The organism is Paraclostridium sp. AKS73 (assembly GCF_025671395.1).
Lineage (GTDB): Bacteria > Bacillota > Clostridia > Peptostreptococcales > Peptostreptococcaceae > Paraclostridium > Paraclostridium benzoelyticum.
In genome coordinates this window covers 1-26962 of the sequence record NZ_JAIXHU010000041.1, presented here as the reverse complement: position 1 = coordinate 26962, position 26962 = coordinate 1, and the positions used below count along the sequence as shown (strand labels likewise).

At 27.3% G+C, this 26962-nt stretch carries 36 protein-coding genes and 1 pseudogene; 4 read left to right on the top strand and 33 right to left on the bottom strand.

Annotated features, from left to right (window positions below):
* The 7 genes from LEQ07_RS16715 to LEQ07_RS16685 form a co-directional block, all read right to left on the bottom strand.
* The coding region (locus LEQ07_RS16715) for an N-acetylmuramoyl-L-alanine amidase (RefSeq protein ID WP_263331562.1) at positions 1-1137 on the bottom strand (1137 nt) is incomplete at its 3' end.
* A gap of 162 nt (positions 1138-1299) precedes the next feature.
* Positions 1300-1446, bottom strand: coding sequence for a hypothetical protein (locus LEQ07_RS16710; protein WP_263331561.1), 147 nt, complete (start codon positions 1444-1446; stop codon positions 1300-1302).
* Positions 1447-1454: 8 nt separating this feature from the next.
* A complete protein-coding gene (locus LEQ07_RS16705; RefSeq protein WP_263331559.1) occupies positions 1455-1973 on the bottom strand; it encodes a copper homeostasis protein CutC in 519 nt (172 codons plus the stop codon).
* 246 nt (positions 1974-2219) lie between these two features.
* Positions 2220-2996 (bottom strand): hypothetical protein, encoded by a 777-nt coding sequence (locus LEQ07_RS16700; RefSeq protein WP_263331556.1) that lies wholly within the window; start codon positions 2994-2996, stop codon positions 2220-2222.
* 111 nt (positions 2997-3107) lie between these two features.
* Positions 3108-3965 carry a N(4)-(beta-N-acetylglucosaminyl)-L-asparaginase gene (locus LEQ07_RS16695; protein ID WP_332843296.1) on the bottom strand — a complete coding sequence of 286 codons (858 nt, stop codon included), beginning with the start codon at positions 3963-3965 and terminating at the stop codon, positions 3108-3110.
* Positions 3966-4095: 130 nt separating this feature from the next.
* The gene (locus LEQ07_RS16690) at positions 4096-4422 is read right to left on the bottom strand and encodes a PTS sugar transporter subunit IIB (RefSeq protein ID WP_021431139.1); all 327 of its coding nucleotides are present in this window, start codon (positions 4420-4422) and stop codon (positions 4096-4098) included.
* A gap of 49 nt (positions 4423-4471) precedes the next feature.
* Positions 4472-4786 carry a PTS lactose/cellobiose transporter subunit IIA gene (locus LEQ07_RS16685; RefSeq protein ID WP_021431140.1) on the bottom strand — a complete coding sequence of 105 codons (315 nt, stop codon included), beginning with the start codon at positions 4784-4786 and terminating at the stop codon, positions 4472-4474.
* A gap of 346 nt (positions 4787-5132) precedes the next feature.
* On the opposite strand from LEQ07_RS16685, the gene LEQ07_RS16680 reads away from it, so the two are divergent.
* Positions 5133-5900 (top strand): collagen-like protein, encoded by a 768-nt coding sequence (locus LEQ07_RS16680; RefSeq protein ID WP_263331553.1) that lies wholly within the window; start codon positions 5133-5135, stop codon positions 5898-5900.
* 61 nt (positions 5901-5961) lie between these two features.
* Here the strand turns inward: LEQ07_RS16680 and LEQ07_RS16675 are convergent, their stop codons facing one another.
* The 14 genes and pseudogenes from LEQ07_RS16675 to LEQ07_RS16610 form a co-directional block, all read right to left on the bottom strand.
* On the bottom strand, positions 5962-6288 hold the full coding sequence (locus tag LEQ07_RS16675) for a PTS lactose/cellobiose transporter subunit IIA (protein ID WP_021431142.1): 327 nt from the start codon (positions 6286-6288) through the stop codon (positions 5962-5964).
* A 2-nt stretch (positions 6289-6290) separates the two neighbouring features.
* Complete coding sequence (locus LEQ07_RS16670) at positions 6291-7040, bottom strand: carbohydrate deacetylase (protein WP_263331550.1); 750 nt, start codon at positions 7038-7040, stop codon at positions 6291-6293.
* A 304-nt stretch (positions 7041-7344) separates the two neighbouring features.
* Positions 7345-7539 carry a GIY-YIG nuclease family protein gene (locus tag LEQ07_RS16665; RefSeq protein WP_263331548.1) on the bottom strand — a complete coding sequence of 65 codons (195 nt, stop codon included), beginning with the start codon at positions 7537-7539 and terminating at the stop codon, positions 7345-7347.
* 45 nt (positions 7540-7584) lie between these two features.
* Positions 7585-8322 carry a tRNA pseudouridine(38-40) synthase TruA gene (truA, locus tag LEQ07_RS16660; protein WP_263331546.1) on the bottom strand — a complete coding sequence of 246 codons (738 nt, stop codon included), beginning with the start codon at positions 8320-8322 and terminating at the stop codon, positions 7585-7587.
* Between the two features lie 13 nt (positions 8323-8335).
* A complete protein-coding gene (locus LEQ07_RS16655; protein ID WP_263331544.1) occupies positions 8336-9619 on the bottom strand; it encodes a sensor histidine kinase in 1284 nt (427 codons plus the stop codon).
* 138 nt (positions 9620-9757) lie between these two features.
* A complete protein-coding gene (locus tag LEQ07_RS16650) occupies positions 9758-10792 on the bottom strand; it encodes a response regulator transcription factor (RefSeq protein ID WP_332843295.1) in 1035 nt (344 codons plus the stop codon).
* Positions 10793-10827: 35 nt separating this feature from the next.
* Complete coding sequence (locus LEQ07_RS16645; RefSeq protein WP_263331542.1) at positions 10828-10977, bottom strand: hypothetical protein; 150 nt, start codon at positions 10975-10977, stop codon at positions 10828-10830.
* Positions 10941-11849 carry a hypothetical protein gene (locus LEQ07_RS16640; protein ID WP_263331541.1) on the bottom strand — a complete coding sequence of 303 codons (909 nt, stop codon included), beginning with the start codon at positions 11847-11849 and terminating at the stop codon, positions 10941-10943. The genes LEQ07_RS16645 and LEQ07_RS16640 overlap by 37 nt, the downstream gene beginning before the upstream one ends.
* Positions 11850-12299, bottom strand: a complete 450-nt coding sequence (locus tag LEQ07_RS16635; protein ID WP_332843294.1) for an HD domain-containing protein — start codon at positions 12297-12299, stop codon at positions 11850-11852.
* A gap of 50 nt (positions 12300-12349) precedes the next feature.
* Complete coding sequence (locus LEQ07_RS16630) at positions 12350-12475, bottom strand: hypothetical protein (protein ID WP_263331540.1); 126 nt, start codon at positions 12473-12475, stop codon at positions 12350-12352.
* Positions 12476-12639: 164 nt separating this feature from the next.
* The gene (locus LEQ07_RS16625; RefSeq protein ID WP_263331539.1) at positions 12640-12831 is read right to left on the bottom strand and encodes a hypothetical protein; all 192 of its coding nucleotides are present in this window, start codon (positions 12829-12831) and stop codon (positions 12640-12642) included.
* A gap of 170 nt (positions 12832-13001) precedes the next feature.
* A pseudogene (locus LEQ07_RS16620) lies at positions 13002-14158 on the bottom strand (THUMP domain-containing class I SAM-dependent RNA methyltransferase).
* Between the two features lie 9 nt (positions 14159-14167).
* Positions 14168-14977 (bottom strand): ATP-dependent sacrificial sulfur transferase LarE, encoded by an 810-nt coding sequence (larE, locus tag LEQ07_RS16615; protein WP_263331538.1) that lies wholly within the window; start codon positions 14975-14977, stop codon positions 14168-14170.
* A gap of 217 nt (positions 14978-15194) precedes the next feature.
* Positions 15195-15713, bottom strand: a complete 519-nt coding sequence (locus LEQ07_RS16610; protein ID WP_263331537.1) for a hypothetical protein — start codon at positions 15711-15713, stop codon at positions 15195-15197.
* Between the two features lie 214 nt (positions 15714-15927).
* Here LEQ07_RS16610 and LEQ07_RS16605 point away from each other — a divergent pair, with 214 nt between their 5' ends.
* Positions 15928-16167 (top strand): hypothetical protein, encoded by a 240-nt coding sequence (locus LEQ07_RS16605; protein WP_046823570.1) that lies wholly within the window; start codon positions 15928-15930, stop codon positions 16165-16167.
* A 23-nt stretch (positions 16168-16190) separates the two neighbouring features.
* Here LEQ07_RS16605 and LEQ07_RS16600 read toward each other — a convergent pair whose 3' ends face one another.
* The 12 genes from LEQ07_RS16600 to LEQ07_RS16560 all read right to left on the bottom strand — a co-directional run bounded on the left by LEQ07_RS16600 (position 16191) and on the right by LEQ07_RS16560 (position 25026).
* Positions 16191-16709, bottom strand: coding sequence for an ABC-2 transporter permease (locus tag LEQ07_RS16600; protein WP_263331564.1), 519 nt, complete (start codon positions 16707-16709; stop codon positions 16191-16193).
* A 127-nt stretch (positions 16710-16836) separates the two neighbouring features.
* Positions 16837-17433 carry an AAA family ATPase gene (locus tag LEQ07_RS16595; RefSeq protein WP_317852105.1) on the bottom strand — a complete coding sequence of 199 codons (597 nt, stop codon included), beginning with the start codon at positions 17431-17433 and terminating at the stop codon, positions 16837-16839.
* A gap of 26 nt (positions 17434-17459) precedes the next feature.
* Positions 17460-17690 (bottom strand): ATP-binding cassette domain-containing protein, encoded by a 231-nt coding sequence (locus tag LEQ07_RS20250; RefSeq protein ID WP_317852104.1) that lies wholly within the window; start codon positions 17688-17690, stop codon positions 17460-17462.
* 12 nt (positions 17691-17702) lie between these two features.
* A complete protein-coding gene (locus LEQ07_RS16590) occupies positions 17703-18077 on the bottom strand; it encodes a GntR family transcriptional regulator (RefSeq protein ID WP_046823573.1) in 375 nt (124 codons plus the stop codon).
* 146 nt (positions 18078-18223) lie between these two features.
* Positions 18224-18583: an arsenate reductase family protein gene (locus LEQ07_RS16585; protein WP_263331536.1), complete on the bottom strand. Its 360-nt coding sequence runs from the start codon at positions 18581-18583 to the stop codon at positions 18224-18226.
* Between the two features lie 79 nt (positions 18584-18662).
* Positions 18663-19565: a hypothetical protein gene (locus LEQ07_RS16580; protein ID WP_263331535.1), complete on the bottom strand. Its 903-nt coding sequence runs from the start codon at positions 19563-19565 to the stop codon at positions 18663-18665.
* Between the two features lie 107 nt (positions 19566-19672).
* Positions 19673-19966 (bottom strand): hypothetical protein, encoded by a 294-nt coding sequence (locus tag LEQ07_RS16575; RefSeq protein WP_263331534.1) that lies wholly within the window; start codon positions 19964-19966, stop codon positions 19673-19675.
* A 66-nt stretch (positions 19967-20032) separates the two neighbouring features.
* Entirely contained in the window at positions 20033-20584 is a 552-nt protein-coding gene (locus tag LEQ07_RS16570) for a GNAT family N-acetyltransferase (protein ID WP_161794398.1), read from the bottom strand.
* Between the two features lie 205 nt (positions 20585-20789).
* A complete protein-coding gene (locus LEQ07_RS16565) occupies positions 20790-21968 on the bottom strand; it encodes a hypothetical protein (RefSeq protein ID WP_332843292.1) in 1179 nt (392 codons plus the stop codon).
* Positions 21969-22012: 44 nt separating this feature from the next.
* Positions 22013-22138: a hypothetical protein gene (locus LEQ07_RS22035; RefSeq protein ID WP_332843291.1), complete on the bottom strand. Its 126-nt coding sequence runs from the start codon at positions 22136-22138 to the stop codon at positions 22013-22015.
* A 94-nt stretch (positions 22139-22232) separates the two neighbouring features.
* On the bottom strand, positions 22233-22439 hold the full coding sequence (locus LEQ07_RS22030) for an acyl-CoA dehydratase activase-related protein (RefSeq protein ID WP_334307517.1): 207 nt from the start codon (positions 22437-22439) through the stop codon (positions 22233-22235).
* 130 nt (positions 22440-22569) lie between these two features.
* The gene (locus LEQ07_RS16560) at positions 22570-25026 is read right to left on the bottom strand and encodes an acyl-CoA dehydratase activase (RefSeq protein WP_263331533.1); all 2457 of its coding nucleotides are present in this window, start codon (positions 25024-25026) and stop codon (positions 22570-22572) included.
* A gap of 204 nt (positions 25027-25230) precedes the next feature.
* Here LEQ07_RS16560 and LEQ07_RS16555 point away from each other — a divergent pair, with 204 nt between their 5' ends.
* Positions 25231-26505 carry an amidohydrolase family protein gene (locus LEQ07_RS16555; RefSeq protein ID WP_263331532.1) on the top strand — a complete coding sequence of 425 codons (1275 nt, stop codon included), beginning with the start codon at positions 25231-25233 and terminating at the stop codon, positions 26503-26505.
* Positions 26506-26607: 102 nt separating this feature from the next.
* A complete protein-coding gene (locus LEQ07_RS16550) occupies positions 26608-26817 on the top strand; it encodes a cold-shock protein (protein WP_021431163.1) in 210 nt (69 codons plus the stop codon).
* The last annotated feature ends 145 nt before the right edge of the window (positions 26818-26962 follow it).

Here is a 26962-nt window from a genome sequence, read left to right as displayed (position 1 = left end):
TCCATTATATTTTATCTTATGCCATCCATTTTTGCTTTCTACTATCTCTACTTTTGCTCCATTTGATAGTGTCCCTATTTTTGAATAACTTGCTCCATATCCACTTCTTACATTTAGTGAAGTTGCTGTTACTACTCCTGTTTTTGTTGTAGATGGTTGTTCTGGATCTACAGGTTTCTCTCCACTCCCATTTATTTCTATATTTTCTTTCAAGTATTTTTCTACTCCATTTGCAATTCCAGCAGCTAACTTATCTTGATATGATGAACTTGCTAAATTTGCAGATTCATTTTGATTAGTTATAAACCCACTCTCAAATAAAGCTGCAGGCATATTAGTTTCTCTTAAAACAGCGAAGTTTGCACTTTTAACTCCTCTATTTCTAGCATTCGTCTCACCTATTGCCTTAGTTTGAATATCTTGAGCATATGGTTTGTGATCACCTTTATTTGTGTGATAGTATGTCTCTATACCATTTGCACTAGCTACATCTGCAGAGTTTTGATGAATTGAAACAAATACATCAGGAGAATAGCTATTTGCCATCTTAGCTCTATCACCTAAAGATATAAATTCATCACTAGTTCTACTCATTTTTACTTCTATACCTTTAGCTTCAAGTTTTTGTCTAACTTTATTTGCAACTTGTAAATTTAGTTCATCTTCATAATTTCCACATCCAACTGCTCCACTATCTTCTCCTCCATGTCCAGGATCAACAAAAACTTTATAGTGATCTCTATCTACTTTTGGCATAGCAGCAAAGCTATATGCTCTTATCTTATTTTGAGGAACGTATACTTCTAATATATGTACCTTGTCATCTATCTTTTGGCTTAAAAATACAGTCCCAGAATTTACAGGTGTTACAATTCCATCTTCGCTTATTTTAACTGTGTCATTATCTGACATTTCCCAATTAGGATTTTTTGATAAATTTAGAGTCTCTCCTTTTCTTAAAGATACCCCATCATCTACTACAACTTCTTCATTTTTATATTTATCCATAACTGCTGAAAACTCAGCTTCTACATTTTCATTAGCACTTATAGGAACTATACTTCCAACTGCTGTTGTTGCTGATATTATTCCGAATGTTACAATATATTTTATAAGTTTACTATTTCTTCTACTCAATTTTTCGTCTCCTCTATAATTAACATTTTGCTATCTACCATTGTTTATACGGATATATTCTAGCATATTTTATACATTTTTTACAATATTTCGCATTTTTTGCAAATTAGTCAACAACAAAAAAGTATCAATTACATTTAAATATAATTGATACTTTTATTGTTAACTATTAATAATGTTAACTAAATTTTTTAATTTTATTTTATCAATTTCTCCAAAAGGATTTTTATTGACTCTAACCGCTGTTCCAAAGTGGAAATCTTTATTATTTGTTAACTTTTTTATTCGCTCTATATTTTCAAAATTCAAGCCGCCTCCTAATAATACATTTGCATTCTTAGATTTATTTTTAAAGTATTTATATAATCAATGTTATCTACTATTTTTCCTTTACCCCCAGACGTTAATACATTTGTAATTTCATTATATCTATTTATAACATCCATAGAGTTAAGTAAATTTGTTTCATCTATTGCTCTATGAAATGTAATTTCCAATCCTTTAGAAGCACTTATTATAGTTTTAAGCTGATTTTCTTCTATATTATTTTCTTTATCCAACATTCCTATAACTATCCCATTAGCGCCTAGTTCTTTTACTTTTTCTATGTCTTTTAGCATTATACTTATATCTGACTCACTATACATAAAGCTTTTAGCATGATGTCTTATCATAACATTTACTGGTATATTTACACTTTTTATAACTTCATCTATTAATCCAAAACTTGGTGTAATCCCACCTTCTGTAAGGGCACTTACAAGTTCAATTCTATCTGCTCCACATTCTTCAATACTTATAGCATCTTCTACGCTCATAGCTATAATTTCTAGCATTGCTCCTCCTTATCTAATTCACAAATTATATCTGCAAATATTTTAGTATTTAATATAATATCATCTACAGTCATAGACTCATCACTACTATAATTCATTTCATTTTTTATAGTATTACCGACATTAAGTTCAATAGTTATTCTTCCTTTTTCAAAATTTAAGGTATCTAAATTTAACTGTTTTTTTAAATTTTTATTATCAAATAATTCTTTTTTTTCATAAAAATATTTTATTTATTAATAAAAATTAGTTACTTAGTCTTTGATGTTCTATAAAATTTTCTTCTACTAAATAGTTTACTAAATTGATTAAAACATTATTTCCATATATACCAGTTTTAGCAATATCACTATTCTTAAAAGATTTTATAATTACATGTGTTTCATTTATTTTAATATTTATATTTTTATATGTACTTATAATCCCGTCTTCAGAATTTGCCTTATTTTCTAAATAACATATTATATCCTCATATATATATTCCTTAGGAACTTCAATACAGCAGTATTTGATGTTTTTGTCTATTTCTACATCTTGGTGGATTCTTATATTTGCTATGTCTAAGTAATTTTGTATAGTAAATTTATCAATTCCTTCTTGTAAATATACTACAGAGTATTTACAATCTGATTCAAATATATCTATAGTCGATTTATCTTTTTTCAAATAACATTTAATATGGTTAATTCCAGATTCACCATTAGTTGCAAATATTATCCTAACTTTTCTTTTCAATTTAATTTTATATTTTTCTATAGTTTTTAGTGCATATAATAAACTCATTATGGAGTGTTTATTATTCAATACAGCTATTACAAATATGTACTCATCTCCCATTCCATATTCAGCATATCCAACGTCTCCATCAATATTTTCAGTTTTAAATCCTAACTTTTTAGCAATTTCCAATGTTTTTTCTAATACCACCTCTAGTTCTTTTTCAAAAGGATTTTTCTCACTCTCTATAATATCATTTATCAAGTCTCTTTTTAGTTCTTTTATTTTATCATCCATGATATTCATAAAATTCCTCAATTCTTATTTATTCTATAGGTGCTTTTATTCTTAAAGAGTACGCATCTAACCATTCTTTTGATGCTACTTTGTGTATACTTTTCCCGTTGATACGACTACTTAAATATACTGTCGGTTTATGGTTTTGAGTTGCAATAGAAAACTAAAGATATCTATATTCGTTGCAACTCCCCATTCACCTTTATTGTTCATAGCAACTACTGATAAGTCTCCAGCTTTACCTCGTCTATTTAAAAGTTTTGTATCTAGCTCACAAATAGCTTTATCACAAGCCTCTTGTGGACTTAATCCACTTTTCATAAGCCTAACTATTTCATATGATATACAGCCTTTCATAAGGTCTTCTCCTAATCCTGTAGCAGTGGCTCCTCCGATTTCACTATCTACGTAAAACCCGGACCCAGATAATGGAGAATCTCCTACTCTTCCATTTTTTTTCATAAATAATCCACTAGTTGATGTCCCTGCACACATTTTACCATTGCAATCTAGAGATACCATTCCAACGGTATCATGACCTATATATGGGCTTAATCCTTTTTCTAGTATTTCTCTTTTTCTCTTGCTATAATGTTTTTTAGCTCTTTCGCTTAACATATCTTTTCTTTCAAATCCATTTTTGTGAGCATATTCTTCTGCCCCTATTCCTATTAAAAAACAGTTTACTTTTTCACTGCTTAACTTTCTAGCTATTGATATAGGATTTGCAAAATTTTTTATTCCAGCAATAGCTCCAATAGATAATGAATTTCCATCCATATATGCTGCATCTAACTCTACTTCACAATTTTCATTTGGAAGACCACCATATCCTACTGACTTATAAAATGGATAGTCTTCTACTATTTTTATAGCATGTACAATTGCATCTCCTGCATCCATTCCTTTACTTAATTTTTGCGCACTTTCATTAATTCCCTCAATTGCCATTCTCCAAGTAGCTATTATCCCCCACATTATTAATCCCTCCATATGTTTAATAAAAGCCTTGGTTTCCCAAGGCTTTTATTTTTAGAATAAAACTTCTAATTTTAATATATTTACTTTATTTTTAACCCACTTATATTCCCTTGAATTTATGCTATGATTATTTAGCCTGACGAGCTTTTATCATCTTTATAGCTGTCTTTAAAACTTTTTCTCCATTCATAGCTCCATAATCAAGACTATTTATAACATCTACTGGAGTTTTTGCATCAAATTTTTCTTGAACTTCTTTTAGCATAAATTTAACTTGAGGCCCAAGTAGTATGCAGTCTGGATTTTTTTGTTCTACTATTTTATCTATATCGGCATACGGAAATGCTTCTACCTCTATTGGTAAATTATGTTGATTTGCAACATTTTGCATTTTACTTGCTAATAAACTTGTTGACATCCCTGCACTACAAAATAAGTATATTTTTTTATTCATTTTAATTTCCTCCTAAAAGTCTAATATATTTTTATTTTAATATTGTTAATTACTTATTTAATTTAAGCTCTTTTCTTAAGTCTATAATTTCTTTCACTAAATTCCTCTCACTTAGACATGTCATCAAATGATCTTGTGAGTGAATTAAAAGCATGCTTATTTCGACATTTTTCCCCTCAGCATCTTTATTTATTAAACTAGTTTGAATTTTTTGAGCTTCTAAAATTTCTTCATTTGCACTTTCCATATATTCGTCACACTTTTTAAAGTCGCCTTTTTTAGCACAATGTAAAGCTTCATATATATGAGATTTCGCATTTCCTGCATGAATTATAACCTTTAGTATTTTATCTTGATAATTCATATTTTCACCACCTTACTAAGGTCTTTTGTTATTGTTAACGTTTTCTTTAAGTATATTTTACAATAGACTTTTAAAAAAGGAAATAGTAAATTGTATTTTTTTAAAAAATTTTACAATTAATTTTTATTTTACATTTTATTTCTTATTTTTAGTTTATTTTCAAGGGTTTTTCTATTTTGTCTTAATTACTAGGGTTATATATATATTATAGCGTATTTGCTATTTATGTAAAAAAAAATTTCTTTTATTAATTTATATTTTTTCAATTAGTTTCAAACCTTACGCCTATTGCATATAGATATAATGATAGGATATGCCTATTAATTAAAATATATGAGGTGTTTTTATGCAAAAAAAATGTGACTACAACTTTTGTAAACAAAAAAAATGTACATCAGAATACTGTGAATGTGACAGCTGTAACTTAAACAAAAGTTCCTCAAATTTATTTGAACTTGAAACTTTTGATTGTGATAATTATCCAGACAAAAACTATAATTGTAACACTTGCCAAAGCAGCTCTTTAAATTGTAATGAGAGCCAAATGTTTTTTTATTATGCTTGTGATTTAGATTTATATAAAAATTTGGTTGGATGCGTAGGTAGAATACTTGGTTTTAAACTTTCTAATAGCGATTGTATTTTAAGGTTGAAGGTAAAAAAAATTACTCCATGTAGTATATATGGAACTACATCTTCAGGAAAAGGTCCTATATGTATAAAATTATCAGCTATTGACTATGTTGATTTTGGTAAAGAAGTATATGTTAATCCATTGTGTAATATAAATAAGTCTGAAATATTAACATTACCTAGCTCTCAAGGTCCTAAAGGTGATAAAGGTGATGTTGGTCCTCAAGGTCCTAAGGGTGATACTGGTGCTGCTGGTCCTCAAGGTCCTAAGGGTGATACTGGTGCTGCTGGTCCTCAAGGTCCTAAGGGTGATACTGGTGCTGCTGGCCCTCAAGGCCCTAAAGGTGACACTGGTTCTACTGGTCCTCAAGGTCCTAAGGGTGATAAAGGTGATGTTGGTCCCCAAGGCCCTAAGGGTGAATCCGTAGAAGTTCCTAATAAGGTTAACCCTGTACCTTACAAACCTAATAAGAAAAAATAGCTCCATCTAGTAAAAAATAATAAAAAATAAAAGCGCTTATAAATAAGCGCTTTTATTTTTATTATTTTTCTAATTTACTATATATAAATTCATACATATCAACAAATTCTTTAGCTAATTGTAAAAAATTCATAGTTGTCATTAAATGATCTTGAGAGTGAACTAATACAACTCCCATTTCAGTTTTTTCTCCGCTAGCCTCTGCTTGAATTAACTCAGTTTGAAATCTATGAGCCTTAGTTAATGTTTCATTGGCTTCTTTTAATAATTCTCTTGCCTTTTCAAAATTGCCTAATTTAGCTTCCCCTAACGCTTCATATGCTGTACTTTTAGCATCTCCTGCATGACCTATTATACCAAATGATATTTCAAAAATCTTTTCATTCATAATTAAATACCTTCACTTTCCCCTATATTGTTATAATTAATTAAGTTTATATTATTATCTTCAAAAAACTGTTTTAGTTCAAATGAAGTTAATATTTCATGTTCTAATGTTCGTTGTATAGAATATGAGGTTGATTTTGATAAAAAAGCATCTACAAATGCAGGATGGCTCATTATATCCACAACTTTAAATTTTTTTATATCGTCAATGTTATTATTAAAATAATCATTACTTATATTCTCCCCATAAAAACTATCTATAAGTGGAACTACTTTATCATAGCTAATTTCATATTCAAATCCACCTCTTATAGGTAACTTATATTTTTCTAATATTTTTTCAATTACTGGTCTAAATTCTTCAAGTGTATGTATATGATGATGACTATCTAGATGACTTATTTTAACTCCAGCACCTATAGCTTTATCTATTTGTGAGCAAAGTTCTAGGTATACCTCATCTAAATCAAATTCCATAGACTTTTCTTTTGTTATCCTCCTGAAGAAGTATCCACTTTCATCTACCAAAGTTTTATGTGTATCTAAAACCGGTTTATAACAACTCAAAGTCATATGAACTCCACAACCAAGCCCTTTGTTTTCATTTAAAAGCTTCACAGCTTGATTAAAACCAGGCATGCCCGCCATTATACTACAAGAAGTTACAATTCCATTTTTATATGCTGAAATAACACCCTGATTTACACCTTCACAGTAGCCAAAATCATCTGCATTGATTATTATATTTGTCACAAATACCCCTCTCCCCTCTTCCTCTTTCTTCGGTAAAACGTTTACATATTTAAAATAACATTTTCATACTACAAAATCAATATTATTTTTAAATTTTATTTTTAATTTTATTTTAAATTTTATTTACTTTTAGTGTACAAAGTCTATTTCAGTCTATAATTATACAAACTACTACTTAATAATTTTTGAAATTATAATTCATCTAACACCTCTAACATATATTTTCTACAATCCACTTTATATTTATCATATAGTAAACTAGGATTATTTATAAGTTTAGTTTTATTTAACCTCGTAAGCTTTTTCAAAAACATTCTAGCTTCATTGCATCACTACGTGAATTACTACTCCAGTATATTTCTAAATTTTTAAATCCTCTTGCTCTAGTATATTTCGAGTTCTTTCCTATTTTATGTTCATTAATTCTTCTTTTAATATCGCTAGTATATCCAATGTAATAAGTTTCATCTTTACAAGTTATTATATATGTGTAATACATTTTCCCTCCAAAAAATAAATTAAGCAGCTAAAAGCTGCTTAATAATTAGTATTTAACAGAATATAAGTATAAGCCTTTAGCTGGAGCTGTATCTGATGCTTTACTTCTATCTTTTTTATCTAACATAAGTTTTATATCCTCAGGAGTTTTTTTGTGTAATCCAACATCTATTAAAGCTCCTGCTATTATTCTAACCATATTGTATAAGAAACCATTACCTTCTACGAATACATCTATCATATCTTTATTTTTATTGATAGTTATACTATGTATATTTCTTACATTTGATTTCTTTTTTGATTTAGAAGATGCAAAGCTTGTAAAATCATGCTCTCCTACTAAATACTCACTAGCTTTTTTCATTAATTCTATATCTAATGGTTTTTCTATATAAGTACTATATTTCCTTAGAAAAACATCTTGAGTTTTAGAGTTATTTATTTTATATAAATAGACCTTTTGCTTTACATTATATCTTGAATGGAATCTTTCATCAACTTCTTCAACATTTTTTATAACTATATCCTCTGGTAAATAATTATTTAAATAATCATTAATTTTTTTAACAGATAAACTAGAATTTGTTTTAAAGTTAGCTACTTGGTTGTAAGCGTGAACACCCATATCAGTTCTTCCTGATCCAATTATTTCTATTTTTTCATCTGCCATTTTGCTAAGTACAGCTTCAATCTTTCCTTGTATCGTATTATCATTATCTTTTAATCTTTGAAATCCCTTGTATCTTGATCCGTCATACTCAATAGTGATTTTAATATTTCTCATTTTTATCCTCTTTCTATACAGACTCCAGTAATGTATTTTTTAATGTAAATATAATACATGTACCTTCACCTTTTTTACTTTTTATTTTCATTTCTCCACCATGTAATTTTACGATTTCATTACTTATAGCAAGTCCTAAACCACTACCTGCTTTATTATAATTTTCTTGGAAAAATTTATCTAATACCTTTTCTAAATTGTGCTCTTCTATACCTTCTCCATTGTCAACAACACTAATGGTTGTATAGTCTTCTTCTTGGTGAACTATAACCTTTACATATCCATTTTCTGATGTAAACTTTAAAGAGTTTTGTACTAAATTTATAAGAACCTGTCTTAGTCTATTTTTATCTCCTTGTATCGGTCTCATTTGAGTGTCTTCAACTTCACAACTTAATGAAATATTTTTTTCTTGTGATTTCACTTTTAATTGATTTACCACTCCAAAAGCTAATTGTTGAATATCTACCATATCTATTTGAAGTTTAATTCTATCAGATGATAGTCTTGAAAAGTCTAAAAGTTCCTCAACAAGTTTTATAAGTCTTTCTGTTTCATCTTGAATTATTCCTAGACCTAAGTCTAACTCTTCTTTTCCAATTCCTTCATACCCTAAAGTCTCACTCCATCCTTTAATAGATGTTAAAGGAGTTCTTAATTCATGTGAAATCGATGATATAAATTCTTCTTTTAGCTTTTCACTTTTATCAATTTCTTTTGCCATATGTTCAAATGTTTCTGCTAGTTCTCCAATTTCATCATCAATTATAGCTCTTGGTTTTAATCTTATATTGTAATTACCATGAGCTAATTCATTTGCAAATTTTTTAAGTTCACTTAATGGATCAATCAAAGTATATGCAAATTTTAAACTTATAGATATAGCTATTAATAAAATAAATATACCTGCAAGTATTAGACCTAAAACTATCTTAAATATAGTTCTATCAATGTAATCTAGTGAAACAGTATATCTTGCTACTCCTTCAATTTGGTTATTAGATTTTAAAGGTACTGAAATACTCATAACATGTTCTCCAGTATCTTTTATTCTATATGTACTTGTTGTTGTTTTGTTTTTTAGAGCTTCATTTACATCTTCATAATGAGCTTTTTCTCTACTTCTAAATCCATATTGGTCAATTATAATATTCTTCTTTTTATCTATTATCTCTAACGCCATCTTTGAATCACTATCTATATCTCTTTTATCATACAAATTATTAACCTTTTGCTCAAATGAACTATCTCCCATATATCCACTATATATGCTATCAGTGTTGCTAGCTTGATGCATAAGTGTTCTTTTTATTGAGTCATAATAGTAATTTTGAGCATAGAATATAAATAGCCCTTCAAATAGTGTTACAGTTATAATAATTATTATAAAATAATTTTTTTATTATTTTTTTTCTAAGTCCTTCAAAGTGTATCACTATTGTTCTTCCTTTCTCCAACAGTAACCATATCCCCAAACCGTTTGTATAAATTTAGGTTTTGATGGATCATCTTCTATTTTATTTCTTATTCTTCTGATATTTACATCAACTATCTTAAAATCATATAAATAGTTAGTACCCCATACTTCATCTAAAATTTGATCTCTACTTAAAGACTGCTTTTCGTTTGTTATTAAAAACTTAACTATTGAAAACTCTGTTGGAGTTAACTCTATATCTGAATTGTTCTTAGTTAATTTTCTTTTTTCTAAATCTAGAACGAAAGGCCCACTTTCTATTATACTTTTATTCTTTGCATTTGCCTCTCTATTGATTCGTCTTGAAAGAGCACTTACTCTCATAAGTAATTCTTTTATACTAAACGGCTTAACCATATAGTCGTCCGCTCCAGATATAAAACCTTCTATTTTGTCTTCTTCTTGAGATTTAGCTGTAAGCATTATAATACCCACTGAATCAAAGTTGCTTCTTATATGCTTACATACATCTATTCCACTCATGTCAGGTAACATAACATCTAGCAATGCTATAGATATGTTTTTTTCATTTGTGATTTTATCTATAGCTTCTTGTCCAGTACCTGCTTCTACAACCTCATAACCTTCTCTTTTTAAATTTATGCTTACAAAACTTCTTATGCCTATTTCATCTTCTAAAATTAAGATTTTTTCATTCATAATACTTCCTCCCTCTATCCTAATAAATAGGTAAAAATAATCTTTTTTTATTGCTTCACTTGATATATCTAATTTTTTTAATACTTCAGGACTATTTACAAGCAACATGAATGATGCTTTGTCATTTTCTAAAATTATATATCCTCCATTATTAGTATTCGAATTAGCACTTTTACTTTCTTCAACATTATTTTTATCTACCTTACTAATAGTAAATAACTTTATAGGTTCTGTATGCTGAGTATCATAATACATAAATTCAAAATATAGTTTATTATCTTTTGGAACTTCTTCAATATATATTTTATTGGCTAAAATATTAGGTATAAGCAATTTAAAATTGTTTGAATAATTGTAATAAACTTGACTTACAAAACTAAATTTGATTCTTCATTCTCTTTTCCATTCCAACTATACCAACTTACATTAGCAGATGTTTTTTTATTGTATCCTCTAGTATTATTATTTATTATAGGTATTTCTACAACTCCGTCGTAATTAATATCTTCTGGAGCCATATAATATGGATTTTTGTTTTTATATCTTTCTCATCAAATGCTTTCATCAATTTATTTCCACTTAGATACAATATTTGAGTTATATAGGATTCTCCACCTGTAAAAGGCTTATATCCTAGTATAATTGCTCTTTTATCTTTTCGTACTTTTCTTATATCTATATATACATTATCTAAACTTTTTACATCATTTATTATTGTATAGTCTTTAAGTCTTATGTATTTATCGAAATAAGTTAGACTCACTATCATTTTATGAGTTTCTGGATTTAAACTGCTTATAACCATATCCGGAATTCCATCGTTATCTAGATTTCCTATAAAAACTTTTATATCCGTATAATCATTTGAATCTTTTATCCAACTTGGGTCAAATCTATATAACCTAGTTATCTTATTATCCTTAAATTGACATATGTCTAAAGTACTATTATTTCCATTTTTAGTTAATAATATTATTTCTTTATTTCCATCATTATCTAAATCAGAAAAGTATGCATACTCAATACTTTCACCTGTAACTAAATACTCATCTACAGTAGAATATACACTGTCTTTTCCATAATTCATTATTGAAAAGCCAACTTTTACACTTCCTTCATCTATATCTTCTTTCTTTTGAAATACAACTAATTCATTTACTTTATTTTTATCTAAATCAACTTCATTTATAGAAGATACATCTGAAGAGTTTTTAGGTAGTAATGGTTTTGATCCTTTTAAGGCACTTTCTATATTGTATTTTAATTTTAGTTTTTGTTCATTATACAAAGGCTTTCTGATTAATTGTTCAGGCGATGCTGTATTTGTGGTACATCCTACATTTAAAAATCCTGCAAATAAAATCAATACAATTAATTTAAATAGCTTCATTTATTTTTCCTCTCTAGTTTTTAAATAAGCTTTAAACTTCTCTAGATTTTCTAGCTCCTTTTTCTTGGTTTCACTAGTAATATTCCCTCTCCCTAATCTATCTGCCATCGATATTAACGCAACTTCTTTATAATCAATTTCTTTTAGCATTTCTTTCCAACTAAAAAAAGGTAAATTTTTATCAAAAAATAATGGTTGCATATGATATCTAACTAATTTAGAAACTGTATATTTTAGATCCTCATTATCTGTAAGCTTGTCTAAAATTTGTTTAGAAATTTTTTCTCCTTCCAAATCGTGATTGTAAGAAGTAATTCTTCCCTTTCTAATTTTAGTAGTAGTAAGCTTTCCAATATCATGAAGTAAGGCTGCCCACATAAAAGCTAAACTATTTTTAGAAAAGTTTTTTATTTGAGCTGCATTATCTAAAACTAATAGCACATGATTCAAAACATTTCCCTCTGGATGATATTTTAGGTTTTGATCTATTGTTTCAAGCTTTAAAAGTTTGTCTTTAAGTTCAAAAGAATATCTATCATCCGAAAGTATTTTTTTATATATAAAGAAGGTCTTTCATCTTCTATTAAATGATTACTAATTTCTTTAAAAGTTAATTCTTGACTCATAGTATACACATCCTTATGTTAGTTTTTAAATTTTCAAAACAAGAGCTTATTAAAATAAGCTCTTGTTTTGAATTTTTATTCTTGTGAGTTATCTATTTCATCTCTAACTTTTGTTTCTTCTTCAATTTCTTCAGATTCCTTATTTTTTGTTAATTCTTCATTTTTTATAACTTTATTATTTCTAGATTTGTTATTAGAAGCATTAACTTTATTGTTTTTGGAAATAAATTAAAATTTAGCTTAATTCCATTTTTCTGATTATTATTTGAATTAGATTTTATGCCATACTTTGATTTATCTCTTTCTGGAACTAAATCATTTAATACTATTTCAGCTTCCTTATCTTCTTTATCCATAATATCATTTAATACTATTTCTTCTTTTGATACTTCTTTACTTTGTTATGTTTATTCTTATTAGTTCTTTTTCTAGGTTGAACTTTACTTATTTTTTAGACTGATAATCTCATACATACCCCCCCTTAAATTTATTACTACACTATATTTATATTTAAGAGGGCTTGTAATTATTTGTTATTATTCATATATTTAGGTGGCTTAGGACCTATATATTGATATATATAAGTTTTCAATCTACCATTATATAATTTTCTCTTTTTTTGTAGCTTTTTTATTAAATGCATTTTCAAAGTCTTCATATGAAGTAACCATATAATAAGACCATGTTTTAAGTTCTTTGAATGCATAACCTAAATCTTTATATAGTTTTTTACAGTTTGCTTATCTTCTAATCTTTCCCCATACGGAGGGTTGGTAACTATAAATCCAAATTTTTCTTCACTTTCAAAGTTTTTAGCATTAAAAACTTTAAACTCTACATAATCTTCTACACCTGCAAGTTCTGCATTTTTTTGAGCTATCATAACAGCTTCTTTATCTATATCATATCCTTGAATTTTAAAATCTACATCTGTATTCATTTTTTCAAATGCTTCTTTTCTTACATCCCACCATATATTTTTATCCATAGTAGTCCACTTTTCAGATATAAACTCTCTATTAAGTCCAGGAGCCATATTCAGTCCTAACATAGCAGCCTCTATTACTATAGTTCCTGATCCGCACATAGGATCAACAAATATTCTTCCTGGCTGCCAAGGCGTTAACTGTACCATAGCAGATGCAATAGTTTCTCTTAATGGAGCCTTTGTTGATACTTCTCTATATCCTCTTTTATGAAGTGCCATTCCACTTGTATCTAATGTTATAGTTACTATGTCTTTATGAATAAACACTTGTATTGGATATTTTTCTTTAGTTTCAGGTAACATACCATCTTCTTGATAACTAGTTTTTAAACTTTCTACTACAGCTTTTTTTACAATTGCTTGTATGTCTGAAGTTGAAAATAATTTAGATTTTATTGAAGATGCCTTTGATACAGGAAACTCTCCACCATACGGAATATATTTTGCCCAATTTATAGCTTTTGTACTTTCAAATAAATCGTTAAAAGTTTTAGCTTCAAATTCAGCAACTTTTAAAAGAACCCTTTCAGCAGTTCTTAGCCATATGTTAGACATTGCTATTCCTTTCTCGTCTGTTTTATACGTCACTCTTCCATCTTCAGTTTTTATTATCTCATAACCTAAGTTGGATATTTCATTTTTCAATATTTTTTCTATACCGAAAAACATGGTGTTATTAATGTGTAATTTTTCATGTCTTCCTCCTATTGCTTAATACTATCATTCATACTGCCCATTCGATAACCTAATAAATCTAAAGTTATATACCTAAATCCAATATCTTTAAACTTATCATGTGTAGTTTTTAATAAATTCTTATCAAAAAATTTATGTATCTCATTTTCTTCTACTTCTATTCTCGCTAAATCGCCATGTACTCTTACTCTAAATTGTTTAAATCCTAAATCTTGTAAGTATTCTTCACTTTTTTCAATCATTCTAAGCTTATCATTTGTTATAACTTCTCCATAAGGTATTCTTGTAGCTAAGCATGCAAATGCAGGCTTATTAAATGTAGGAACATTAAGTTCTTTTGATAAGCTTCTAATTTCTTTTTTAGTTAATAAGCTATCCTTTAAAGGACTCTTTATATTTAACTCTTCCAATGCTTTTAAGCCTGGTCTATAATCTCCTAAATCATCTAAATTTGTTCCATCTAAAACATAATTTAGATTATTCTCTTTAGCTATATTTTTCATATTCGTAAATATAGTTTTTTTACAGTAGTAACATCTTTTTTCATCATTTTCAATAAATTCTTTAACATCAAAGTCATCAATTTTTATAACTATATGTTTTACACCTAATGCTTTTGTAAATTCCTTAGCTTCTTCTATTTCTCTATTTGAATGCATCATAGCATGTATCGTAACTGCTACGCATTTATCTCCTAATGCCTCATGTGCCACTTTTAATAAAAAAGTACTATCTACGCCACCTGAAAATGCAATTAAAACACTTTCCATTTCTTTAAGTTTATTCTTTAGAATATTTAGCTTATTTGAAGTATCCATTCCCACATACCTCCCCCATTTTCTAATACATTTAATTATATACAATATATAGTTTTTAATCAAACATTTTAGAAGATGTGTCGATATTGTAATATTTTGTTCTTATTTGACTTTTTACCTTTATATAGTATTAAAATAAAAAAGAGTTGTCTCAATTGATAAGACAACTCTTTTTATTTATTTAACTTAAAATACGTGCTACTTTAGATATATAAATTTAATAATTTCTTCTTCTGTTTTTATGCTTTAATAATTCTTGATTATAAAGTTCTCGCCTTTCTCTTTTTATTTGCAATTCTCTCTCTCTTCTTGCTTCTTTTTCTTTTTTAGATTTAATTGTATAAGCCCCAATACCTTTTAAAGTTGATATCACTCCTATAGCTATAGATATCTTAGGCAATAGTGTAACTATCTCTAAGTTGGTAAATAGCGTTTCTAATAAACTATTATCTATAAAAGTTGGTACTAAAAAAAACGGAGTCCATGCTGCTAAAATACTTAGCAATGTAGAAAAAATCGAGTTTTCTTCATCTTCAATAGACTTAAAAGATATATAAAATGCCATCATATATATAATAGGTGGTATAATAAAAAACATTATGTCCTTTGTTACATTATTAGAATTACTTTTTAAGTTTACATATACCATTGTATATGTAACTATTTCTATTGAAAATAGTACTGCAATTATAATTGAAAGAGATTTTATCATAGAGCTATTTTGTTTTTCCCCCATCAGCTGCCTCCCTATTTAGATTTTAAAAACAATATAGTTAACTAAAACTTTTAATTACATCTAAAATATTATCATATGATTCTGAATTTTAATACTAAAAATATCCAATTCCCATTCAAAATTTTTATAAAATTTGTTCATATTGTAATACTTTGTTTTTATTTGAGTTTTTTACGTATATATTATATTATAAAACTATCAGGGAGGGGATATTATGACTTTAGATTCTAAACACTTAAATGATCTACTTAAATGTAATAAAAATATAAAAATTGGGTTTATAGAAAATACTAATATATTAGAAATTAAAAACTTATCAAAAATAATTTTAACATTAAATCTCACAAGTAATAGTATAGAAGATAATGCTAAAATTATTTATGAGTCTATTACAAGCTTAGAAAATATAACTTTGTACATACCAAAAATTTATATACCAGAAAAAAAGGATTAGATAATCTAATCCTTTTTATATTACTATTTTATTTCTTTTGATTTATATACACGTAAGCTAATTATAATTGAAATCATTAAAATTAGTAAACTTGATATAATTAGTATAAAAGGAACGCCTATATTCCCAACTACATTCATAATTTTAGACATAAACTCCTTATTTTCCCAAATACTAGTCATAATTCCAGTTGGAACAACTACCATTAATGCTGTTAATATCGCAACTACCATTCTACCTTTATTTATTCCAAATTTTAAAATAACAGGTATTATAACAGATATAGCTAATATAGATGTCACAAATCCAATTAAAATAAATATTCCTAATGTTAAATCTAATTCTAAAATTGAATTTAATATAGAATAAATTAAAACTGATAATACCATGAAAATTACAGAAATAATAATTCCTAAAACATATCTGGAAATTACATATTCATTTTTGCTCACAGGAAGTTCAGCAATTAAATTATCTATTCCATACGTGTCCTCATATGACATTACCTGCATCAAAAGCAAATATGTCCCCATTCCAAATATAATATTAAAAAAGCTTGATTAATTATAGCAATTCCAATCCATACAATTAGTACAATCAATATAGTCTTTATAATTGAACTTAAATTGTTTAAACTCATTTTCGTAAGATTTATTATATTTACCATAATTAACACCCCTTTGTATAATACATTAATATATCTTCTAAATTTGCATTATCATATACTACTTCTTCTCCAAATACTTCATAAGCATTTTTCACATTTGAAGTCATACCACTAAATCCAAAAGAATTTTCACTATATGATATTAATTCTTTCTTTGTATCAATATCTAGCATATCTTTTTTACCTCTTATTATTTTGTGATTTTCTAATATACTTTCTTTATCTCCTGAAAGTATTATATTACCTTCATATATAAATATAAGAAAATCTGCTACTTTATCTAAATCAGATGTTATATGAGTTGAATAAAATACTGTAGCTTCTTCTTTTTCTATATGTTCCTGTAATATTTCAAGAAATTCATTTCTTACCAATGGATCTAAATTTGCTGTTGGTTCATCCATTATTATTAACTTAGGATGATGGGATAAAGTCATTACAAGTTCAAATTTCTTCTGCTGACCTTTAGAAAGTTCTTTATATACTTTGTTTTCATTTAATTTAAATTGTTTCATATATTTTTTATATAGCTGTTCATCCCAATCTTTATAAAATGGTTTTATTGCCTTTTTTATATTCTTCAATTTATTTTCTTGCATGTATCCGGATACATCTCCTATATACCCTATAGTTTTTTTATTTCAAGATCATCTACCTCTCTTTCCTTACCAAATACTTTTATAGTTCCACTATCTTTTTTCAGCATATTCATAATCAACTTCATAGTTGTTGTTTTCCCTGAACCATTAGGCCCTATAAATCCAGTTATATATCCTTTTTTTATTTCAATATCATTTATTGTTAATTTAAAATTCCCTAGTGTTTTGTTTAAGTTTTTTATATCTATAACATTCATATATTAACCTCCTTAGACTTCTTCATATAAACTTTTAAATATCTCTATACCTTCTTCTAAAGTTATACCTACTGACTTCGCCTGTTTTATAACTATTTCAAGTTTATTTTCTATCTCATATAAAGCAGTTTCTCTTAACCTATCTTTATTTTGCATGGATACAAACGTTCCTTTTCCCGTAATAGTCTCTATAAATCCTTCTTTTTCAAGTTCCTCATAAGCCCTTTTTATAGTTATAATACTTACCTTTAGTTCTTTTGCAAAATTTCTTATAGAAGGCAACCCTTCTCCTTGCTTTAGTGTAGAATCTAGAATTTGATTTTTAATTTGATTTTTAATTTGTTCATAAAGTGGAGTTGTAGATGTATTACTTATATTTATATTCAATTTCACACCTCATTTCTTTAATATAATATGTACAGTGTGTATAAACTGTGTATATTATATATATACACTTTATACACACTATTGTCAACTTTACATTCTTTAAATTTAATAAAATAAAAAAGGACCTTTATATAAAGGTCCTTTTTTTATTTTATTAAAAGTTTTTCTTTCCATTCATCTTCCTTAAATCCTATAAGCACATTTTTTCCATCAAATGCTATAGGTCTTTTTATAAGCATTCCATCACTGGCTAAAATTTCTAGTAATTTCTCATCACTTTCACTTTTAACTATATCTTTAAGCCCAAGTTCTCTATATTTAACTCCACTAGTATTAAAGAATTTTTTTAATTCATATATACCTGTTTTATACATAATTTCTAATTCTTCTTTGCTAGGAGGATTTTTTACTATTTCTATTTCCTCAAAATCTATATTATTATCATTAAGCCAAGCCTTGGCTTTCCTAACTGTAGATCATCTAGAATATCCATAAAATTTTAACATATATATCACTTTCCTTTACTGTATTTTTTATATTATTACACAGTTTTCTACATGTTAAAACATTTTATTAAAATAAAATTTAATCATTCCATGGGACAACTTCAACTTCTCCATAGCATCTATCATTTAAGCGGTTAGAATACTCGCCTTTATAATTAATGATATATAGAACTACTAATTCAACGTATCTAGTTCCTATTTGAAGTATATTCCACATATCTTCAACTGTTAAATTAGCTCTTTTAGTTTTTCGTGTTGGATGAACAACTTTATTTCTAAAATATGTAAATATATCAACTCCATCATTGAACTTATTATAAATATATTCATTGAATAAATTTAATTCTTCTTTCCCATAGTATATACTACACGCATCTAATAAGATTCTTATATTGTCAGAAGCTGTATTTTTTTCAAACTCTAAATCAGTTAAAATTTTATTTTTTTCAACAATAACAACATAGGACAAGGTTTCTAGAGCAATTTGTAAAGATACAACATTATTTTCTATACTTATATTATCTATAGATTCTATGTACCAGTCTACCACATGCTTTAATGCTGGCCCATAGTAAGAATCATGTAATTTTCTGCACATTAAGTTCATATATTTTTCAATATTATGATGATTTGCTATAGTATCAGACCATGTAGGCACATATTTAAATGGAGTTGTTAAAGACTCCTTCCATAATCTAAATGTATTCTGATTATCTTTATATCCCATTACCATACATATACCTATGTATCTTCCAGCTAAAAAGCTAAGCGTATCTGATATCTCATCTAATAGCTTAAATATATATGTTGACTTGAATACTTTATTATCTTTTCTTTTTATTCTTCCTATATGTGTAATTATACTACCATTTTTAAATCTTAACTCTTCATATAATTCTTTTTTATAATCATATCTTTTATCAATTATTATCTCATATCCACTTATTTCAAACTCAATTCTTCCAGCAAACAATTTATCCATATACTTTATAAGGGTTCCTTGCTTTTTGTCAAAATTCACAATATGAAAATCTATGTACTCCACATATCTATTTTTTGATTTTATTATTCCGCTGCTAACATATCCATCTATATAATTTTTTGTATACTATTTATATTAACTTGGAAAGGTTGATATCCATGAACTTCTATAATCCCCTCCAAGTAATCTTCTTTAAGATTTTCTAAATCTAAATTTTTGTGACCTAGTATTTTAGCTTCAAAGTTTATACATACGGGAGGACTAATTCTATAGTAGATCCGGCCCTTACATTTATATAGCTTATCTAGGTAAATGCAAAAATTTCCTTCATGAATAACTATATCTTCATCAATTCCATATTCTAAATAAGGAGACGATATAGCTTCTTTTACTACCTTCATTTTTAGCCCACCTTCATTTTACATAGTTGTCTTAATATTATAACATATAAGACAAATAAACAACATTTATTTGTCTTGTTTCAAAATTGAATAAAGTTTTAAATCTGTATACATACCTTTATGAAGTCTATCACTTCTTAATATACCATCTAAACGCATTCCATTTTTTATCATAACTTTTTCAGATGCAAAATTTCCTGATATACATTTAGCTTCTATTTTATTTAAGTTCATATTTTCAAACCCAAAATCTATAACACTACAAAGAGCTTCTGTTATTATTCCTTTGTTCCAATATTCACTATTTAATATATATCCAACTTCAGCCTTATTGTTTAATTCACTATAACTTGAAAATCCACACATACCAATTAACTTTCCATCTTCTTTTAATGTAACTCCCCAAGGAGTAGCCTTATCATCTTCATATCCATTTATTATTTTATCTAGCATCTTCTTTGTAGTGTTTATACTTTTATCAAAGTCTATTAACATATATTTTGATAGATAGTCATTTGATAAACATCTATGTAATTCATTGATATCATTTTTATGCACTTTTCTAAGTATCAACCTTTCAGTATGTAAACTTGGTAAATTTCTAAATACGTATATCAACAATCAGTCCTCCTTATTAAATTTTTAAAATTTCCACATTTCAAATCTCTACAATCTTACATTATTCGCTAAATGTCTTTTAAACACCTTTATATTATAATATTAAATTTGGTAATAATATCTATTTTTAACTATATATAATTTATTTGTAAGTATATTTCCAAGAATAAACTAAAAAGAAGATGTAGTTTATACATCTTCTTTTTTACATTGTTTTAAATGATGTGGACAACATAAGTTTAATCCTATTAATTTGATTTACTTCACTTGCTCCTGGGTCATAATCAATTGGGACAATATTTGCATTTTTATAAATTCGTTTAAGTTCCTTAATAACCCCCTTACCTGTTATATGATTTGGTAAACAAGCAAAAGGTTGCATGCATACAATATTTTCTACTCCACTCTCTATAAGTTCTACCATTTCAGCTGTTAATAACCATCCCTCTCCTGCTTGATTTCCAACTGAAACTATCTTAGAAGCTTTATTAGCTAATGTTTCAATTCCATCTGACATACTAAATCTTTTACTATTTTTTAATGCTTTTAGGTAATGTTTTTGATACAACTCTATTGTATCTTTCATTAGCTTTCCGCCTAATTTTTTATATTTTTTATCTAACAAGTACTCTGACTTATAATAAGTATTGTACGCACAGCTTAAAAAGAAATTCATTAGTTCTGGGACAACAACTTCGACTCCCTCTGCCTCTAAAACATCTACAATATTGTTATTTGCCAGTGGGTGAAATTTAACCAAAATTTCTCCTACCAATCCAATTCTAGGTTTATTTTGTTCATTTATAGGCAATTCATCAAAGTCTTTAACTATGTTATAGACATTTTCTTTAAAGTTAGATAGATTAGCCTTTTTTAAACTATCCTTACAAATTTCTAGATACTTTTGATAAAGTTTATTTGAACTACCCTTATATTGTTCATACGGTCTTACTCTATATAAAACTTTCATAAGTAAATCTCCATAAATAGCTGCCATCATTACCCTGTTTATAAGTCCTAATGAAAATACACTATATAAGTTTCGTTTTTCTTCTCCATTTAAAGATAATGATATTACTGGAATCTCTCCATAACCTGCATCACTTAATGCCTTTCTCAAAAAACCAATGTAATTTGTAGCTCTACAAACACCTCCTGTTTGTGTTATTGCAACCATAGTTTTACTTAAATCATATTTTCCACTTTTAACAGCTTTTATCAACTGCCCTATAACGATTATTGCAGGATAACAAGCATCATTATTAACATATTTTAACCCTTCTTCTATAGCCCCATCATAGTTTTTAAGCACTTCAATGTTATATCCACAAGATTTAATTCCATGTTCTACCAATTCAAAGTGAATAGGCGACATTTGTGGCATTAATATAGTATAATTTGATTTTGTAAATTTGTTTAGTTTTCCTTTTATATATGTTTTTTCCTTTTGTCTATGTTTAAACTATTAATATCTCTTTCTTCTATAGATGCTTTTAATGATCTTAATCTTATTTTTGCTGCCCCTAAATTGTTACCTTCATCTATTTTATACATGTATAAATTTTACCTTCTCTATTTAAAATTTCTTGAACTTGATCAGTTGTAACTGCATCTAGTCCACATCCAAAAGAATTCAATTGCACAAGCTCTATATTTTTTGAGAATTCACAAAATTTGCAGCTCTGTAAAGTCTTGAGTGATATGTCCACTGATCAACTACTCTTAAAGGTTCTTCTAATTTTCCTAAATGTGCAACACTATCCTCTGTTAAAACCGCCATATCTAGTGAATTTATCAACTCTGGTATTCCATGATTTATTTCTGGATCTATATGATATGGTCTTCCTGCTAACACAATACCTCTTTTTTGTTTTTATTTATAGTTTCTATAGCTTTTTCTCCCATATACCTCATATCAGATTTAAATTTTTCATATTCTTCAAATCCTAATTCTACACTTTTATGTATCTCTTCTTTGCTAATTTCTAAAAATTCTTCATCATATTTTTTATTTTATTTAATTCTTCTAAAAGTCGTTTCTTTAAAGAATTTTTATTGTGTATAGGTAAAAATGGGTTAATATAATTTATTTTATTTTCTTTAATCTCACTAATATTGTTTTTAATTACTTCTGAGTATGACATTACAACAGGGCAATTAAAACTATTGTTAGCATTTTTAAATTCTTTACTCTCACTCCTAATACATGGATAAAATATATTTTTGATACCTTTTTTTATTAAATTTTGTATATGCCCATGAACTAACTTTGCAGGATAACATGCAGATTCTGATGCAATAGAGTCCATTCCCTGCTCATAGATTCCCTTTGAAGATTCATCTGACAAAACAACACTAAATCCTAAATTTGTAAGTATAGTGTGCCATAAAGGGTAATCTTCATATATATTTAAAACTCTAGGAATTCCAATTTCTTTTCTTATTGCGCTTTCTTCATCCAAATTTCTATAATTAAACACTCGTTTATATTTATAATCAAATAAATTTATATCAACTTTTTCTTTCCTATGTAATCCTATCCCCTTTTCACATCTATTTCCAGATATGAATTTTTCTGAGTTTCCAAAATCATTTATAGTAAGCAAACAATTATTTGAACACCCCTTACATCTAGATGTACTTATTTTTAAATTTATAGAGTTCATAGATTCTTTATTTAAAAGTGTTGTTATATAACCTTCATTATACTTTTCTTTTGCAATTATACTTGCACCAAAAGCTCCCATTATACCAGCTATATTAGGTCTTACAACTTCTCTACATGTTAAATTTTCAAATGATCTTAAAACTGAATCATTATAAAAAGTCCCTCCTTGTACAACAGGATAACTTCCAATATCCTCAGGTGATTTCATTTTTATAACCTTGTACAATGCATTTTTTATAACAGAATAAGAAAGGCCTGCACTTATATCTCCTACTGAATTTCCTTCCTTTTGAGCTTGTTTTACTCTAGAATTCATGAAAACTGTGCATCTTGATCCTAAATCAACTGGATGTTTTGAAAATAACGCCTTTGTAGCAAATTCTTTTATATCTAGATTTAATGACTTAGCAAATGTTTCTAAAAAAGACCCACATCCAGATGAGCAAGCTTCATTTAAAATGATAGTTTCAATTACCCCTTGATTTATTTTTAAGCATTTCATATCTTGCCCGCCTATATCTAATATAAAATCAACTTTAGGTGAGAAAAATTTAGCTCCTTTATAGTGTGCTATAGTTTCTATCTCTCCAAAATCAACTTTCAATGCACTTTTAATTAACCCCTCTCCATATCCTGTTACTACAGAATTCACGATTTTTGCTTCACTTGATAACTTACTATATAGATTATTTAAAATACATATAGTTGATTTTAAAGGATCCCCTTCATTACTTTTGTATTCTGAAAATAATAAATTGCCACCTTCATCTATTAATGCAGCTTTTGTAGTTGTAGATCCAGCATCAATTCCTAAAAAACATTTACCTTTATATGTTGATATATCTATTGATTTTACTATATTTTTCTTATGTCTATTTTTAAAAACTTCATATTCTTTTTCATTATCAAACAATGGTTTAATGTCAGAGCTAACTACATCTTCTATATCTTTTAAACTTTCTATGTTTTTTATTAAATCACTAAATAACACATAGTCGTTTTTATATGACAATGCAGCACCCATCGCTATATACAACTGTGCATTTTCAGGAAATATAACATTACCTTTCTCTAATTTTAGTACATCTATAAACCTATTTCTTAGTTCTGATAAAAAATATAGTGGTCCTCCTAAAAATGCAACATTACCTTTAATTTTTCTTCCACAGGCCAATACACTAATCGTTTGGACAACTACAGCATGAAATATGCTAGCAGCTATATCTTCTTGTCTAGCTCCTTCATTTATAAGTGGTTGTATATCTGTTTTAGCAAATACTCCACACCTAGCAGCTATGCTATATATATTTTTATAGTCTTTAGCTAAATCATTTAGCCCTTTAGCATCAGTTTTTAATAATATTGCCATCTGATCTATAAAAGACCCTGTACCACCAGCGCATATTCCATTCATTCTCTGCTCTATACCATTAGTCAAATATATTATTTTAGCGTCTTCTCCACCAAGTTCTATAACCACATCAGTTCCTGGATTATAAGTTTCAATCGCCTTTGTACTTGCTATTACTTCTTGAACAAATTCTACATTTAATTTTTTTGCTAATTTCATACCTCCAGATCCGGTTATAACAACAGATACTCTATTGTCACCTACACTATCATAGGCTTCACTTAATAAACTTATAACTGAATTTTTTATATCTGATAAATGCCTTTTATATGATTTAAATATCATATTTTTACTATCATTTAATACAATAACTTTTACTGTAGTTGATCCAATATCGATACCTATATGGAAATCATCTACCATAAAATCTCCCCCCATTATTTAGGCCAAATTGATTATCAATATAAAATATGAATTTTTACTTCATCATATTACATATACTATTTTTAGTTATAGTATTTAAAGTCTTCTTAATTCGAACTTTTTTTAATTTAATTTTTAAATCGTACGTATATTATAATTAAATTAACAATTATTATAATTTTATACACATATCAGGAGGTATTTATGGTTAAAATATATAAGGGGAATATATTATTCACGAAAATTAAAGATAAATTTGAAATAATAGAAAATGGTTTTATATTAGTTAAAAATGGAAAAATATTAGATTTATATAAAAACTTACCAATTGAATATCAAAATTTTGAAGTTATAGATTTTAGTGATAATTTAATAATTCCAGGAATGAATGATTTACATTGTCACGCACCTCAATTTAGAAATTTAGGAATGGCTATGGATAAAGAGTTAATACCTTGGCTTGATAATTATACATTCCCTGAAGAAAGCAAATTTAAAAACATAGAATATGCAGATAAAGTTTATAAAAATTTCATAAAAGAGGTCTGGAGGCATGGAACAACTAGAATAGCGGTTTTTGCTACTGTTCACAAAGAGTCTAGCATAAGACTTATCAATTTATTTAATCAAAGCGGACTTGGTGCTTTTGTAGGAAAAGTCAATATGAATATAAACTGCACAGACGACTTATTAGAGGTTACAGAAAAGTCAATTTCTGATACTGAGTATATATTAGAAAATTATTATAATACTGATGCACTGGTTAACCCTATAATCACACCAAGATTTATACCTAGCTGCAATAGTGAACTTTTAAAATCATTAGGAGATTTAGCACTTAAGTATAATACACCTACTCAATCTCATCTATCTGAGAATTTAGGAGAAATAGATTGGGTTAGACAACTTCAACCAGAGTCTGAATTTTATGGAGATGCTTATAATAGATTTAACTTATTCGGCCAAACTAAAACGTTAATGGCTCATTGTGTTTATTCTTGTGATAAAGAATTAGAACTTATGAAAAAAAATAACGTCTTTGCAGTTCACTGCCCGAATTCGAATTTAAATCTGGGAAGCGGCATTATGCCTGTTAGAAAATTTTTAGATAATGATATTAATATAGCACTAGGCTCAGACATTAGTGGAGGCCATGATTTGTCTATATTTAAAGTTATGGTAAATGCTATACAATGTTCTAAACTTTTATGGGTTAATTCAGATAAGCAAGTAGACTTCTTAACTCTTTCAGAGGCTTTTTATATGGCTACAAAAGGTGGAGGAAGCTTCTTTGGAAAGGTAGGAAGTTTTGAAAAAGATTATGAATTTGATGCCTTAGTTTTAGATGATCATAATTTAAATCCTAAAAGTTATAGTTTAATTGAAAGGTTAGAAAGATTTATATATATAGGTGATGATAGAAATATTATTCATAGATATGTAAGAGGAGAAGAAATCTCATATCCTAAATTTTATTAAATTTTACATATATTTTCTCCTATTAAAAATCTTTAACCGTAAATACTATGTTTAGATAAATTATTAATGTTTTATCTAAATAAAATTTAAAGGAGTTTTTGTATGTCAAAATTCACAGGCGTAGTTAAATGGTTTGATAATGATAGAGGCTATGGATTTATATCAGCTAACGATGGAAACGATGTCTTTGTTCATTTTTCTAATGTTAAGGAAAATGGACATTGTAAGGATTTACACGAAGGAGAAGAAGTAGGCTTTGATGTAATAGATGCTCCAAAAGGTTTATCTGCTATAAATGTTCATAAAATGTAAATAAAAAATTCTTACTGTATAATATATGTTACAGTAAGAATTTTTTTTGCAATCTTCGTTTTGTCTAGTGTCTATTGTGAATTTTATCTGATATATCATTTTTTATACTATCTATCTTGTTTTTTGTATCTTCTATTTTGTTTTT

Excerpts from the sequence above, each read along its gene's own strand:
- LEQ07_RS16640 (WP_263331541.1), bottom strand. The coding sequence starts at position 11,849 with ATGAAGCTATTTAAATTAATTGTATTGATTTTATTTGCAGGATTTTTA.
- LEQ07_RS16580 (WP_263331535.1), bottom strand. The coding sequence starts at position 19,565 with ATGGATAAATTGTTTGCTGGAAGAATTGAGTTTGAAATAAGTGGATAT.
- LEQ07_RS16605 (WP_046823570.1), top strand. The coding sequence starts at position 15,928 with ATGACTTTAGATTCTAAACACTTAAATGATCTACTTAAATGTAATAAA.
- LEQ07_RS16645 (WP_263331542.1), bottom strand. The coding sequence starts at position 10,977 with ATGGCTCCAGAAGATATTAATTACGACGGAGTTGTAGAAATACCTATA.
- LEQ07_RS16695 (WP_332843296.1), bottom strand. The coding sequence starts at position 3,965 with ATGTGGGGGATAATAGCTACTTGGAGAATGGCAATTGAGGGAATTAAT.
- LEQ07_RS22035 (WP_332843291.1), bottom strand. The coding sequence starts at position 22,138 with ATGTATAAAATAGATGAAGGTAACAATTTAGGGGCAGCAAAAATAAGA.
- larE (WP_263331538.1), bottom strand. The coding sequence starts at position 14,977 with ATGGATACTTCAAATAAGCTAAATATTCTAAAGAATAAACTTAAAGAA.
- LEQ07_RS16565 (WP_332843292.1), bottom strand. The coding sequence starts at position 21,968 with ATGCCACAAATGTCGCCTATTCACTTTGAATTGGTAGAACATGGAATT.
- LEQ07_RS16575 (WP_263331534.1), bottom strand. The coding sequence starts at position 19,966 with ATGAAGGTAGTAAAAGAAGCTATATCGTCTCCTTATTTAGAATATGGA.
- LEQ07_RS16560 (WP_263331533.1), bottom strand. The coding sequence starts at position 25,026 with ATGGTAGATGATTTCCATATAGGTATCGATATTGGATCAACTACAGTA.
- LEQ07_RS16555 (WP_263331532.1), top strand. The coding sequence starts at position 25,231 with ATGGTTAAAATATATAAGGGGAATATATTATTCACGAAAATTAAAGAT.
- LEQ07_RS16655 (WP_263331544.1), bottom strand. The coding sequence starts at position 9,619 with ATGCATCAAGCTAGCAACACTGATAGCATATATAGTGGATATATGGGA.
- LEQ07_RS16690 (WP_021431139.1), bottom strand. The coding sequence starts at position 4,422 with ATGAATAAAAAAATATACTTATTTTGTAGTGCAGGGATGTCAACAAGT.
- LEQ07_RS16700 (WP_263331556.1), bottom strand. The coding sequence starts at position 2,996 with ATGAATATCATGGATGATAAAATAAAAGAACTAAAAAGAGACTTGATA.
- LEQ07_RS16630 (WP_263331540.1), bottom strand. The coding sequence starts at position 12,475 with ATGAGTCAAGAATTAACTTTTAAAGAAATTAGTAATCATTTAATAGAA.
- LEQ07_RS16675 (WP_021431142.1), bottom strand. The coding sequence starts at position 6,288 with ATGAATGAAAAGATTTTTGAAATATCATTTGGTATAATAGGTCATGCA.
- LEQ07_RS16550 (WP_021431163.1), top strand. The coding sequence starts at position 26,608 with ATGTCAAAATTCACAGGCGTAGTTAAATGGTTTGATAATGATAGAGGC.
- LEQ07_RS16705 (WP_263331559.1), bottom strand. The coding sequence starts at position 1,973 with ATGCTAGAAATTATAGCTATGAGCGTAGAAGATGCTATAAGTATTGAA.
- LEQ07_RS16665 (WP_263331548.1), bottom strand. The coding sequence starts at position 7,539 with ATGTATTACACATATATAATAACTTGTAAAGATGAAACTTATTACATT.
- truA (WP_263331546.1), bottom strand. The coding sequence starts at position 8,322 with ATGAGAAATATTAAAATCACTATTGAGTATGACGGATCAAGATACAAG.
- LEQ07_RS20250 (WP_317852104.1), bottom strand. The coding sequence starts at position 17,690 with ATGAATGTTATAGATATAAAAAACTTAAACAAAACACTAGGGAATTTT.
- LEQ07_RS16680 (WP_263331553.1), top strand. The coding sequence starts at position 5,133 with ATGCAAAAAAAATGTGACTACAACTTTTGTAAACAAAAAAAATGTACA.
- LEQ07_RS16610 (WP_263331537.1), bottom strand. The coding sequence starts at position 15,713 with ATGGGGGAAAAACAAAATAGCTCTATGATAAAATCTCTTTCAATTATA.
- LEQ07_RS16625 (WP_263331539.1), bottom strand. The coding sequence starts at position 12,831 with ATGGATAAAGAAGATAAGGAAGCTGAAATAGTATTAAATGATTTAGTT.
- LEQ07_RS16595 (WP_317852105.1), bottom strand. The coding sequence starts at position 17,433 with ATGCAAGAAAATAAATTGAAGAATATAAAAAAGGCAATAAAACCATTT.
- LEQ07_RS16685 (WP_021431140.1), bottom strand. The coding sequence starts at position 4,786 with ATGAATTATCAAGATAAAATACTAAAGGTTATAATTCATGCAGGAAAT.